The following is a 12,965-nucleotide window of genomic DNA, read 5'->3' on the forward strand; positions in this document are numbered from 1 at the left end:
GAATAAGCAACACTTTTGAGAGACTCACCAGCCAAAACACGCGCAACTAAAGCATAACGTTCCTCAGGCGACCATTCTTTGTTATGCTCTTTGTGACAAAGAGCATAAGGACCGCATGACTCTTCAATTCTAACCCAGCCTCGTATCGTATTACGAAAGTTTTCAGTACTAATACCATCTGGCGTATCAGGCCAAAGACCTTGGTGATACAAATCTACCGCATTTCTTTTGAAAATATAACTATAGTGCATAAAAATACCCTCCTTACTGGTTGTCCAGTAAAGAGGGTACATATCAATTATATCCTGGTCTTTTTTTATGCTCAAAAAAGAGATATAGTAGATAAAAATAGTATGGGAAGGAACTGTAAGCTATGTGGAATATTATTATCATTCCGTTTCTAGGAACATCGCTTGGCGCTGCTAGTGTATTTTTATTAAAAAAAGAAATGAGCCAGAAGATGCAACGCGCACTGACTGGGTTTGCATCTGGTGTGATGGTGTCAGCATCTTTTTTCAGCCTTCTGCTTCCAGCGCTTGATCAGACAGCAGATATGGGAAAACTAGGATTTCTTCCGGTTTCAGTCGGATTTGGGATAGGTATGCTTTTTCTTTTGGTAATGGATATGGTGACGCCTCACATGCATCTGGACAAATGCGAGGAAGGCCCAAGGAGTGGACTTAAGAGAACAACAAAGCTTGTCCTGGCAGTGACTCTCCATAATCTTCCAGAAGGAATGGCTGTAGGAATAGTATGCGCAGGCTGGCTTTACGGGAACAGCGCTATCTCTTTTACAGGAGCACTGGCTCTGGCAATCGGTATTGCAATACAGAACTTTCCTGAGGGGGCAATAGTCTCAATGCCACTTTTGAGTGAGGGCGTGCCAAAAGGAAAGACGTTCGTTTATGGCGTTCTGTCAGGCGTCGTTGAACCGATAGGTGCACTTTTAGTTATTGCCGCATCAGGATTGTTTATTCCGTTGATGCCATACCTTTTGAGTTTTGCTGCCGGAGCCATGATATATGTTGTAGTAGAGGAGCTTATCCCTGAGATGTCTGAGGGTGAGCATTCGAATATCGGAACAATATCCTTTGCCATGGGATTTATACTTATGATGGCTCTGGATGTAGGATTAGGGTAAAATTACTGCTATAGGGCTTTTTAAATACGCAGGAAAACGATATAGTAGATAAAAATGGTTTTAGGAGAAGAATTAATGTGCGGAATATGTGAAAGAATTAAAGAGACAAAAGCTGGCAATAACCCATTTCTTGTAAAAGAACTTGAAACTGGATATGTGGTAATTGGAGATTTTCAGCATTTTAAGGGGTATACATTATTCTTATATAAAGACCATGTCGTTGAGTTGTTTGATCTGGATGAGAAAACAAGAGCAAAACACTTATATGAAATGACATTGGTTGCTGAAGCAGTGAAAAATGCTTTTGGAGCTGAAAAAATGAATTATGAATGTCTTGGAAATGGAGAAGGCGGTGCCCATATCCATTGGCACCTGTTTCCAAGAAGGGCTGGCGATATAGATAATTACGGTAACAATGGCAGAGGACCTGTTTGGTGCTATCCGAGTGAAAAAATGTATTCAGATAATAACAGACCTAGCAACGAAGAACTTGAGGATATGAAAGCAGCTCTTCTTAGGGAATTAGATAAACTATTGATGTGAGCAAATCAAGACTGTCTAGATGCTGTTAACAAAGGCATATAAAAAAGACTTGTGCTGTTAGATTACGGAAAAACTCAAAATAATACTGTTGTTGTGTAAACTTCTGTAAATGCATCCCAGATGAGACTTTTATAGATTTGGGATGAATGCAAGTGGAGGCTATTTTAAAACTATGCATCCCGAATGAGATTTTTTAATTTTGGGATGCATAGGTGTAGAGCGGGGGATACAAGAATTCATCCCGTAGGCGATTTTTGTGATTTTGGGATGACTATGTTTTAATAAAGTGCACCCCATGTCAAGGACACAGGCATTTAATTTTGTCCGTATTTCGTCAATGCTGATGGTAGCTTATTTGTAACTAGGTAGTGATAGTATTCGTTTGGAGACATTCCTCTCAGCTGAGATTGATATCTGTCATTGTTGTAATAGTCCATCCAGTCGTTAATCCTGTATTTGACATCATCAAATGTTTTCCATGAGGAAACGTATGGAGCTAGTTCATCTTTCATGTGTCCAAAGAAACTTTCCTGCGGAGCATTATCCCAGCAGTTACCTCTTCTAGACATGGACTGCCTTAGGTTAGAGTCTTTCAAAAGTTCTCTAAACTTTACACTGGTGTAATGGCTTCCCTGATCTGAATGGATAATTGTAGTTGCATCTAGCGAATGCAAATGGTTGTTCATTAACTGTTTTACTGTTAATAAAACAAAGTCAATTCCAAGTGATTCACTTAATTCAAAAGCAAGTACCTGCATTGAATAAGGATCTATGATTACCGATAAATAACAGAATGATTTATTAAGTCTTATATAGGTGATATCAGTTAAAAGTATTTGCCTAGGTCCCCTACTTTTGAATTGACGAGAAACTACATTTGGAGCAATCGCATCTGTCTTCATTGCTTTCATCATTCGTCGATAAGGATTAGCTTTTCTTATAGGGCACTTAAGACCATACTTACGCATTAGTCGTATCACTTTTTTATGGTTCATTGGTGTGCCCATTCTAATGAGGCGCATACAGATACTACGGTACCCTTTTGCATATCCTCTATAATTGTAGGCCTGATATATCAAAGCGAAATCTTGACGGTCTTTAGCCTCTTTTAAAGTTCGTGTAAGCTCTGCTTCCTCAGAAATATAACGGTAGTAACCAGAGCGAGAAACTCCTGCTAGTTGGCAAAGTTCTTTAACATCTAAACAACTATTACTATCATTGATTTCTTTTTTTATTGCCTCGAAGATATTTTTTTTCGAGACATTTAATCCGCTGGCGGATGAAGATATATATTTGAAATTTTTTTTAAAAACTCAACCTGCTGTTCTAGATGTACGACTTTATTTTGCAGCTCTTTAATAGAAGTGGATGTCCTTTGGCGCTCTAAATCTTTCGCAGCGTAGACTTTTGTCCTTTCAGCCTGAGACAAGCCTCTAGGAGGTTGTAGACCTTCAGGAGAAGCAGCTTCTGCGAGTGTTCTCATTCTAAGCTTATCCATTGTCGAACGAGAGAACATCTTTGGATCATAACCAGCAGCCTTTAAAATCTTAGGTGTAGTCATACCCGGTAAATGGACCTGTGACATAAAGAATTCTTTAAATTCAAGGGTAAAGGTTATCTTATATGGTGTAATTGAATGAGTATAAGGATTTTGAGCTAAAATATTGATTTGTTCCTCAGAATAGGTTGGTTTTTTCATGTTCATTTGCTTCCCTTTCAAAATTTATTATATCAGCAAATGACATACGAATTCATGTCCACACTTTGGTTTTTGGTATTAGATACAATTGTTCTTTATACTTAATTAAAAATAATACCGCCTAAACCGTGTCCACATACAGGATCTGTTATAAAAATACATCCTAAATAAGGACCTGTCGTGTCCACTTCCTGGGGTTCATTTTATAAGATAATTTTCAAGGCAATGCATCCCATTGGTAAGTTTTTGGTATTTGGGATGAAAATGTTTTAATCACTATGCATCCCATATATAGATTTTTACTCTATGGGATGCATACTTATAAAAAATAATATTTTATAGGAAATGGATTACATCCCAAAACTGATATTTTATTATTTGGGATGCATTTTTAAGAAAGGGCAGGTGTGACCTGCCCTTTCCTATTGCTTCTGCTCATCCTCAAGTTGCTTCTTTTCTCTATGTCTGTAATAGATTCCTGTAATCAACTCCAAGGTAGCGGCAATAACCCAAACCCAAACTAGAAGTCCTTTCCCATTAAAGAACCATATAACTGCATTTAGATAAAAAATAAATGCTATGATTAAAATTGATGTACTACCCTTCCACTTTTTCATTATCATTCTCTCCTTTACTTCAATGAATATACAATATTAATAGCACTAGCGTAATAACAAAGCACTACATTGTGATTTATTATATCAATGGTATAATAAACTCTGTTCGTAAAATCAAAAAAGCAATTGGGAGAATAAAATTTATGACAACAAGAAAAAATAAAAGAAAAAGGAAAGCTAGAGGATTTTCAATCTGTTTAATCATCATAGCGCTCTTATTGATAGTTGGCTGTGGCCTGTATATTCTAAAGGAAAAGAAAACTGAAGAGACTGAATCAAATACAACTCCTATCGCAACCTCCGAAAGCAGTGAAACCGTTCCTGAAACCCAAAACGACGAAGAAATTAAAGAAGATTTATTTGGTCTATTCTTAGACGGCAAAATAGATGCAGAAGCAATTTCCGAAGAAGGTATAGAAGTGCCTATAAATGCTTCTAATCTTGATCTTGAAGGTGATGAATGGGATTCTTATCACTTCTATGACTACAGGGATGTTAATAATGATGGCGATGCGGAATTAATGCTCTCTGGTCCTTACGGTTATAGTTTCTATGATATTAGAGATAATAAGGTTGTTCTTTTCGAGGATGGTCAGGGTACTGGCGCAACCTGCATATTGGCCTATTACAAAGACGCATATTGGATTGTTCAAGCCCACGCTTGGGAGGACTATGATGATTTTAGCATGCACAGATACGAAGGTTCTACTCTAGCTGAAACACTAAGATTCGGTAGTGATGCAGATGAAAACGACGAAAAGTATTTCTACCGTAGTCTTCCTAACAGTGATGACATCGAAAAAATCTCAGAATCAGAATACAACGAACTAATTGACTCTATTCTTCAGGACTAAAAATCGGCCGTTGCTATTAGAATTTATGATTTCATTTCAGGGGATGACTTAGGAGGAAAATATATAGTTGATATTAAAAATATTGATTTGGAAAGTATCAGTGACTTTACAGAGAAAAACTATAGTTATTTTGACACAGATTATACAGTGAAGTTTTTGTTTATAACTTCACTGTATTTTTTGTTATACCAATGGAAGCACTATTTGATTGTTGATTCTGGACAGTAAGATAGAACACTAGTTATATATGATTAATAATTTTCTATAGAAAAATATACCAGACTCAAATATTTCTCTATAGAAAAATATTTACAGCACTAATATTTTTCTGTAGAATAATATCAGAGGAGGCGTAAATATGTTAGAGAGAAAGATACTTTATAGTCTGAGAGAATGGCGAAATAAAAAGAACCATAAGAGTTTGATTATTACTGGCCAGCGTCAGGTAGGAAAAACTTATGCGGTTGATCAGATATTTGCTCATGATTATGATTCTTATATTTATATAAATTTTGTTCAGGAGCCGTCGATGATTGGAGAATTTGGGGGCGATTTAGATGTAGATACACTAAAGTTGAATATATCAGCGCGCAGACCGGGAACTAAATTTCTTGAGGGTAATACTCTGATATTATTGGATGAGATACAGGATTGTCCTAATGCCATTGCATCATTAAAGTTTTGGACAGAAGATGGTAGATATGATGTGATTGGAATGGGGTCATCTCTTGGCATGAATTATATGAGTGAGATATCCTATCCTGTTGGAAAAGTAGAGTATTTATCCATGCATTCGCTGGATTTTGAGGAATTCCTTTGGGCACAAGGAATGGATAAAAATGTAATTGATAGTTTAAAAAAATACTTTGATAACATCGAGAAAATGCCAAAGTCATTAATAGAGACTATGACCAATTATCTTCGAAAATACATGGTGATAGGTGGTATGCCTGAAGCTGTAGCAGAATTCACTGAAACCGGAGATTTTCATGCTGTAGATGAAATCCAAAGAAGATTAATTAGAGACTATAAGGCGGATATAGCAAGATTTGCTGATGCTAACATTAGAATAAAAGCCCAGGAATGTTATGAGTCAATTCCATATCAACTGACTAAAGAAAATCATAAATTTCAATATTCTAAAATTGAGTCAAAGGCTACAGCGTCAAAATTCGGCACAAGTATAGCTTGGTTGAATAATCAGCTGCTGACTGTTCAAGTGCAGAATTTAAAGCGCATAGAATTCCCGCTAGAGTCTTTTGCAGATGAGACTAATTTTAGAATTTACCCAACAGATATAGGTATTTTAGTAGGTATGTTTGATGAGGGCTTAAAAAATGCCTTGCTTGAGGATAACAATATCGAGGAGAAAGCTAAAGGATTGATGCTAGGGACAGCTAAAGGTGCTTTATATGAAGCTCTTGCTGCGGACATTCTTCATAAGCGAGGATATGAAAAATTATTCTTTTATAAGCACGAAAAAAACACAAGTGAGATAGAATTTGTAATTATGAAGAATGATGAAATCATACCTATAGAAATAAAGGCAGGTAGAAAACAAGCTAATTCACTAAGAAATATATTAGATAATAATACTCAACTCAATAAGGGCTACAAAATGGCATCGGTAAATATCGGACAATCAGAAAAGATAATCTCAATGCCAATATTTATGTTGATGTTTATGTAAAATTAATGAGCCGCCTCGTTATGAGGCGGCCTTGTTAGATAAAATCACTATTAGTTCCCCTGATTCAAATAGTCCTCAAGGTTTTCCAAAGCAACACCTTCATCCACATCTTTTGCAAAATATACAGTGCCATCATCAAGAGTAGCATCTTCTGCATTTGGAAGAGCCACTACAGAAAAGGTAATTGTACCAGTAGTTTTTTCTGTTGTTTCAACAAAGACGGTATAACTACCTGAGGCGATTTCCTGGTATTCAGTAGTTCCAACTGATGAGAATTCATAGTCTATAGTAGCTGGATTGTCAGATGATGGTACTTCGTTTATATCATCACCGCCAGCAGTAACCTTCACCTGTACAGCGCCTTCTGTGATACCACTATCAATAATAAGATACTCACCCTCATCTATGGTAACGCCGCTTCCAGCAGCAGTTCCAATATCTGTTTTATCAAAGTTTGCATAGACAGTTTTACCATCTTCACTAACATCCATAAGTGGTAATTTGTCAGTAGACTGACTAGAATTTCCACAGCCAATAAATCCAAAAGCTGCAGTTAAAGTGATTGTTCCAACGATAAGATAATTTTTGATATTCATTTTGTCCTCCTTTTTAGTTCATTATAGTCTGGAGTAATAATATCAATTGGATTATCACAGTTGTGTCACATGTCCGGTTCGTGATTTTCTGAGGAAAATCAAAAACCTATAGATTTGAGATTATCTTCTCAAGTTTAAAATCTTCACCCAAAATCAAAACATCAGCCCTTGCGCCAGGCTCCAGGCTTCCGATTTCTGGATAAAGTCCAATGCTTTTGGCTGGGGTGGATGTAGCTGACTTAATTGCATCAGTGGCAGGGATTCCGAATTCCATTGCCTTTTTCATACAATCAAATAGATTGGTTGCAGAGCCAGCCAGTGTACCATCTTCAAGTGTTGCATGGTGCCCTTTTTTTATTACGTGCTGTTTGCCAAGCTCATAATCGCCGTCAGGCATACCTGTGGCTTCCATTGAGTCACTAATAAGAGCTACTCGCTCTGCGCCGAAGAGCTTGAATATAGTGCGAATCATGGCTGAATGAATGTGGATACCATCGCAGATTAATTCCACAATGACATTTTCATTTTCTATGGCTGCACCGAAGACACCAGGTTCTCTATGATTAAAAGGTGGCATACCGTTACACAAATGTGTGACGTGATTAGCACCTGCTTTAAATGCCTTGTCAGCTTCATCAAAAGTTGCAGCAGTATGTCCTACGGAAATAGCAACCTTATCTTTTAGAGCAGCAATAAATTCTTCTGAGCCTGCCTCCTCAGGGGCAAGAGTTACAAGCTTGATTAATCCACCAGCAGCATCGTTACACTCGTTGAAAAATTCAGCATCTGGAGAATAAATATATTTCCCGTTCTGAGCACCTTTTTTAGATGCAGAAATAAAAGGTCCCTCCATATTTATTCCAGCTATATTAGCATGCTCAGGACTCGGCTCAATCTCAGTGGCAGTTTTGAAAATATCGATTAGCATATCTTTAGCCAGCGTCATAGAAGTAGGGCAGTAGCTGGTAATTCCACAGCTCTTTTCGTACTTAAGAATCTCCCTTAAACCTTCCACATCAGCATCGCAAAAATCATGTCCAACAGCACCGTGAGAGTGAATATCTACTAAGCCAGGAATAACGTATTTACGATTTGCATCATAGACTCTTCCGTCAGCACTTGCGGCTACAAAATCATCGGTAATCTTTCCGTCAACTATCAGTAAATCCTTAATCTGAAAGCTCCCATCAGAGCAAAATACATTTCCATTTTTGATAATCATAGGATGTGACCTCCCGAAGTAATTTTGTGTTTCTTTAATATAAGTGAAAGTGCTGCTTCATCTGCAACTACAGTTACATTGTTATGAAGCTGAAGGATTGAACCAGGACAGGATGGTGTGATAGGTCCGTAAAATGAATCATACATTGCCTGAGCCTTTGCTTCCCCTGAAGCGATTAGCAGAATACTTTTTGCCTGCATTATATTTTTGATTCCCATCGTATATGCGAATTTTGGAACCTCATCAATGGAATCGAAAAATCTGGAATTAGCCTGAATAGTATTTTCAGTAAGAGCTACACAGTGAGTGCTCTTATCAAAGTTATTTCCAGGTTCATTAAAACCTATGTGACCGTTTCCACCAATGCCAAGTAACTGCAAATCAATTCCTCCAAGCTTCTGGAGGACAGTGTCATATCTCGCACATTCTATTGCGGCATCAAATTCTAATCCGTTTGGTATATTAATATTTTCAGCAGGTATATTTACAGAATCAAAAAGATTTGTATGCATGTAATAGGCATAGCTCTGAGGATTGTCAGCAGCAAGACCTTTATATTCGTCCAGATTTACAGTACGAATTTCAGAAAAATCCAAATCTCCCTTTTTATACCATTCAATTAGCTGTTTATATGTACCGATAGGAGAGGCACCCGTGGCCAGCCCAATAACCGCATCAGGTTTCATAATAATCTGTGCTGAAATAATGTTAGCAGCTTTTCTACTTAAATCATTATAGTCCTTTGCCTTGTATATTCGCATGATACGCACCTCCTATGGTTTATATTATAGAAGTAAGTTGTGAATAAATCTATCACTTGAATAGTGTGTCAAAAATTACATAAAAATAAAATATAGAGAATATTCTAAAACTGAAAACAAAATGATATAATTGTCATATCATTTAACGAAGGGAGAGTGAGTATTATGATGAAGTATTTACAAAAAATTGGTAAATCATTGATGCTTCCAGTTGCCGTCCTGCCGGCTGCAGGTATTCTCTATGGTATAGGTTACTGGATTGATCCAACAGGTTGGGGTGCAAATAGTATCATAGCAGCATTCTTAATCAAAGCTGCTTCTGCTATTATCGATCAGATTCCTATTCTTTTTGCAGTAGGTGTCGCAGTCGGTATGGCACATGATCATGACGGAACCAGTGCTTTGGCAGGTCTTGTTTCATTTCTGATGATTACAACACTTCTTAGCACCGGTGCAGTAGCAATGTACAAAGGTGTTGATACATCAGAGGTTCCAGCCGCATTTGGAAAAATCAGCAATGCTTTCATAGGTATTCTTTCTGGTATCATTGGTTCCAGCTGTTACAACCGATTTAGAAGTACCCAGCTGCCGGATTGGCTGGCATTCTTCAGTGGTAAACGATGTGTTGCTATTGTAACGGCTATGGCATCTATAGTTGCATCTATAGTTCTTTATTTTGTATGGCCAATTATCTATGGCGCACTCGTAGCTTTTGGTACATCAATCCTCGGTCTTGGTCCAGTGGGCGCAGGTATCTACGCTATGCTTAACAGAGCATTGATTCCACTTGGATTACACCATGCTTTAAATGCTGTATTCTGGTTTGATACAGCAAATATCAATGATCTTGGCTTATTCTGGTCAGGTGCAGATGGAGCAGTAAAGGGGGTTACAGGTCAGTACATGACAGGTTTCTTCCCGGTTATGATGTTTGGTCTTCCAGCAGGTGCACTTGCTATGTACCATACAGCAAAGGATTCAAAGAAGAAGGTTGCAGCTTCATTATTAATGGCTGGTGCTCTTGCTTCTATCTTTACAGGCATCACAGAGCCGCTTGAGTTCTCATTCATGTTTATGGCTCCTGGTCTTTACCTTGTACATGCAATCCTTACAGGAATTTCAGCAGCAATCTGCGCAGCTCTTCCATTTAGAGTTGGCTTCAATTTCTCAGCAGGTTTTGTAGATTGGCTGTTAAGCTTTAAGGCTCCTATGGCAGTGAATCCATGGTTATTATTCCCAATAGGATTAGCATTTGGAATTGTATACTATGTATTATTCAGATTCGTAATTACGAAGTTTGATCTTAAGACTCCAGGTCGCGAAGATGACGAGGAAGATGAAGAGAATATCGAAATCGGTAATTCAGACTTTGAGTTGATGGCAACTATAATTCTTGGTGGACTTGGTGGAAAAGCCAATATCAAAGAGATTGATTATTGTGCTACCAGAGTACGCGTAGAAGTTGAGGACTACACTCAGGTTGATGAAAAGAAAATTAAGAGCGCAGGCGTACCTGGTCTCGTAAGACCATCTAAGAACACAGTTCAAGTTGTTGTAGGACCAAAGGTACAGTTTGTATTTGATGAGATTAAGAAATTAATGTAAGAGATTCTATGGATGGAAAAGATAAAATTTTCGTAGCGCCTGAGGGTATGCGGATAGTGGTAGAAGGACAACCAGACTCATATCTATATATTATTTTGTCCGGAAGGGCTTACATGTATACTGGCTATGGAACAAAAGAAGAAACATTGATAGATAAGTTCGGTCCAGGAGGTTGCTTTGGAGCATTTAGTATGTTGACAAAGCAGGCTGATATATACACCGTTGTGGCTCAAACTGATATGAAATTAATTCGTCTTCAGGAAGGTGACATGGGTGATTTTATAAAAAATAATGATACCACTGTTCTAAGTGTTATGAAGGGCATGGCGAAGGATATGACCAGAATGAAGTCCATGTACAAAGATGTTAATCAGGAGCTTATTAAATATAAAAAGGGCGAAAAAGGGGATGATTCTGAACCAGAGGAAATTATTTTAAAGGATAATAGTGGTACCCACAGGATTTATAATCCGAAAAATCCTCATGTAGGTGCCAAAGCACAAATGAGATTTTTAAATAGGGAATAAACAACAATCGCGTCAGGGCTTCCTGACGCGATTGTTTTATTTATTTCTGAAGATAGTTCTAAAAATTAATCTTACGAATGGCCCACAGTAAAACAGCTGATATAAAAGAGCCATAGGAAAGTTCATACCCCATGTCTGAATCCATATTCCAAATGAGTGAGTGTCCTTGAAAAGGAACATAGCGATAAGGCTCATTGTAGGGCACATGATACAGCAGATGCAAATTGAAATAGCATAAGTGATGAAATGTGGATTGTCCTTAGTTGGATCAATTACTGAAAAAGCAAGTCCTTTTGCAATCTTTCCAACGATGAAAAACTCTAATACAAATGCGATTGGCACCATGATAGGAAGCTCTGAAAGGGCGATTACAAAAGTAGCGTTTGTAACACCACCCATGTTAAGAGCAACGTTGTAAACTACCATTCCATAGACCATGACTGTGGCCATAATAATTGTAAATACTACATCCTGAAATTTGTTTTTAGGCATAAAAAATCCTCCTTCTGATAATGAATAACATAATAAAAATGTGTTGTTCGTTATCATCCGGAGGATGTGTCGTTTCCAATAAAACCATTTTGCATTGCTGAGAGATTGTATCACAGAAAATAAATTTTTGTAACCCCAAAAATTATTTTGCGCCTAAAATCTCTTTTGCATTTGCAATACGCTCAGCGCTTGGAGATTCCACGCCTTCTAATCTGTATGGAATACCCAGCTCCTGGTATTTAGGAACTCCTAAGGTGTGATATGGAAGTACTTCGACTTTTTCTACAGTCTTAAGAGTATTAATGAATTCACGGGTACGACGTAGATAGTCATCGTTATCGCTACCACCTGGAACAAGGACGTGGCGAATCCAAATCGGAATTCCCATGTCTGAAATCTCACGAGCCATTTCAAGGATATTAGCGTTATCCACTCCAGTAAGCTCCTTATGAGCTACAGGGTCGATATTTTTAATATCCAGTAAAACAGTATCTGTCAGACTCATCAATTCTTTCCATTTGCTGTAGAAAGGTTCTTCATGAGTGAAAGGTTGACCAGCTGTATCGATACATGTATTGATTCCCTGAGCTTTAGCCTTGCGAAATAAATCAAGCATAAAATCTATCTGGAGAAGAGGCTCGCCACCACTTACAGTGATGCCGCCATCCTTCTTCCAGTATGGCTTAAAACGCAGTGCCTTCTTCAAAAGCTCATCTGCTGTGAACTCTTGCCCTTGGCCTTCAGCCCATGTTTCTGGGTTATGGCAAAAGGCACATCTCATCTTGCAACCGTTTAGGAAAATTAGGTAGCGGACACCTGGACCGTCCACGGCACCGAAGCTCTCCAGCTTATTTACATAACCAACTATTTCACTCATTATATTACGTATAATCCAATCATCAAAATAGTGATTGGATTTTTCCTTTCTCCCAGGTTCTCTGGGCATATTTCAATCCTTTTTGATATATTTATTTTTAGGCACTGTGGATCTGTTTCTATTGTTTTACAGCTTTGACTGGTACGAGGTGACTCAGACCACAGTTATTCGTCTATTACTGGTAATTAGTTTGTTAACGCTTGACGTTTGTATTTACGTGATTACACAGCCGATTCTTTCTGTGGAAGACAACAGTGCCACTATACTAAAAAGGGAGGTAATTTTTATGCCTATGTACTTTGTTGGAATTGATATTTCCAAGTACAAACATGATTGCTGTA

15 protein-coding genes and 1 pseudogene are annotated in these 12,965 nt (G+C 37.8%); 7 read left to right on the forward strand and 9 right to left on the reverse strand.

Going from position 1 to position 12,965, the window contains the following annotated elements; genetic code table 11:
- Window positions 1–251, reverse strand: a pseudogene (locus BUA88_RS15335) (hypothetical protein); the annotation flags it as partial.
- Window positions 252–373: 122 nt separating this feature from the next.
- Here BUA88_RS15335 and BUA88_RS15340 point away from each other — a divergent pair.
- Window positions 374–1,141, forward strand: coding sequence for a ZIP family metal transporter (locus BUA88_RS15340; protein ID WP_072919592.1), 768 nt, complete (start codon window positions 374–376; stop codon window positions 1,139–1,141).
- Between the two features lie 75 nt (window positions 1,142–1,216).
- Window positions 1,217–1,684: an HIT family protein gene (locus BUA88_RS15345; protein ID WP_072919594.1), complete on the forward strand. Its 468-nt coding sequence runs from the start codon at window positions 1,217–1,219 to the stop codon at window positions 1,682–1,684.
- Window positions 1,685–1,998: 314 nt separating this feature from the next.
- On the opposite strand, the gene BUA88_RS15350 is transcribed toward BUA88_RS15345, so the two are convergent.
- The 3 genes from BUA88_RS15350 to BUA88_RS15360 all read right to left on the reverse strand — a co-directional run bounded on the left by BUA88_RS15350 (window position 1,999) and on the right by BUA88_RS15360 (window position 4,000).
- A complete protein-coding gene (locus tag BUA88_RS15350) occupies window positions 1,999–2,973 on the reverse strand; it encodes an IS3 family transposase (protein ID WP_143151459.1) in 975 nt (324 codons plus the stop codon).
- Window positions 2,949–3,383: an HTH domain-containing protein gene (locus tag BUA88_RS15355; protein WP_072919598.1), complete on the reverse strand. Its 435-nt coding sequence runs from the start codon at window positions 3,381–3,383 to the stop codon at window positions 2,949–2,951. Before BUA88_RS15355 ends, BUA88_RS15350 begins: the two co-directional genes overlap by 25 nt.
- A gap of 422 nt (window positions 3,384–3,805) precedes the next feature.
- Complete coding sequence (locus BUA88_RS15360; RefSeq protein WP_072919600.1) at window positions 3,806–4,000, reverse strand: hypothetical protein; 195 nt, start codon at window positions 3,998–4,000, stop codon at window positions 3,806–3,808.
- A 143-nt stretch (window positions 4,001–4,143) separates the two neighbouring features.
- On the opposite strand from BUA88_RS15360, the gene BUA88_RS15365 reads away from it, so the two are divergent.
- Together BUA88_RS15365 and BUA88_RS15370 are read left to right on the forward strand one after the other, a co-directional pair.
- Window positions 4,144–4,854 carry a hypothetical protein gene (locus BUA88_RS15365; RefSeq protein ID WP_072919603.1) on the forward strand — a complete coding sequence of 237 codons (711 nt, stop codon included), beginning with the start codon at window positions 4,144–4,146 and terminating at the stop codon, window positions 4,852–4,854.
- A 358-nt stretch (window positions 4,855–5,212) separates the two neighbouring features.
- On the forward strand, window positions 5,213–6,544 hold the full coding sequence (locus BUA88_RS15370; RefSeq protein WP_072919605.1) for an ATP-binding protein: 1,332 nt from the start codon (window positions 5,213–5,215) through the stop codon (window positions 6,542–6,544).
- A 50-nt stretch (window positions 6,545–6,594) separates the two neighbouring features.
- Here BUA88_RS15370 and BUA88_RS15375 read toward each other — a convergent pair whose 3' ends face one another.
- The 3 genes from BUA88_RS15375 to nagB form a co-directional block, all read right to left on the reverse strand.
- Entirely contained in the window at window positions 6,595–7,140 is a 546-nt protein-coding gene (locus tag BUA88_RS15375; RefSeq protein WP_072919608.1) for a hypothetical protein, read from the reverse strand.
- Window positions 7,141–7,246: 106 nt separating this feature from the next.
- A complete protein-coding gene (gene nagA / locus BUA88_RS15380) occupies window positions 7,247–8,362 on the reverse strand; it encodes an N-acetylglucosamine-6-phosphate deacetylase (RefSeq protein WP_072919611.1) in 1,116 nt (371 codons plus the stop codon).
- Entirely contained in the window at window positions 8,359–9,123 is a 765-nt protein-coding gene (gene nagB / locus BUA88_RS15385) for a glucosamine-6-phosphate deaminase (protein ID WP_072919614.1), read from the reverse strand. Before nagB ends, nagA begins: the two co-directional genes overlap by 4 nt.
- Window positions 9,124–9,288: 165 nt before the next feature.
- Between nagB and nagE the strand changes: the two genes are divergently transcribed.
- Together nagE and BUA88_RS15395 are read left to right on the forward strand one after the other, a co-directional pair.
- Window positions 9,289–10,728: an N-acetylglucosamine-specific PTS transporter subunit IIBC gene (gene nagE / locus BUA88_RS15390; protein ID WP_200798877.1), complete on the forward strand. Its 1,440-nt coding sequence runs from the start codon at window positions 9,289–9,291 to the stop codon at window positions 10,726–10,728.
- 8 nt (window positions 10,729–10,736) lie between these two features.
- A complete protein-coding gene (locus tag BUA88_RS15395; protein ID WP_072919617.1) occupies window positions 10,737–11,255 on the forward strand; it encodes a cyclic nucleotide-binding domain-containing protein in 519 nt (172 codons plus the stop codon).
- A 36-nt stretch (window positions 11,256–11,291) separates the two neighbouring features.
- On the opposite strand, the gene BUA88_RS15400 is transcribed toward BUA88_RS15395, so the two are convergent.
- Both BUA88_RS15400 and pflA read right to left on the reverse strand, forming a co-directional pair.
- A complete protein-coding gene (locus tag BUA88_RS15400; protein WP_072919619.1) occupies window positions 11,292–11,747 on the reverse strand; it encodes a DUF2798 domain-containing protein in 456 nt (151 codons plus the stop codon).
- 142 nt (window positions 11,748–11,889) lie between these two features.
- Window positions 11,890–12,624, reverse strand: a complete 735-nt coding sequence (gene pflA / locus BUA88_RS15405; RefSeq protein ID WP_072919624.1) for a pyruvate formate-lyase-activating protein — start codon at window positions 12,622–12,624, stop codon at window positions 11,890–11,892.
- A gap of 121 nt (window positions 12,625–12,745) precedes the next feature.
- Here pflA and BUA88_RS16420 point away from each other — a divergent pair.
- A partial coding sequence (locus tag BUA88_RS16420; RefSeq protein ID WP_207649571.1) for a hypothetical protein occupies window positions 12,746–12,965 on the forward strand: 220 nt, incomplete at its 3' end.

The sequence above is a fragment of the Pseudobutyrivibrio xylanivorans DSM 14809 genome (genome assembly GCF_900141825.1).
Lineage (GTDB): Bacteria > Bacillota > Clostridia > Lachnospirales > Lachnospiraceae > Pseudobutyrivibrio > Pseudobutyrivibrio xylanivorans.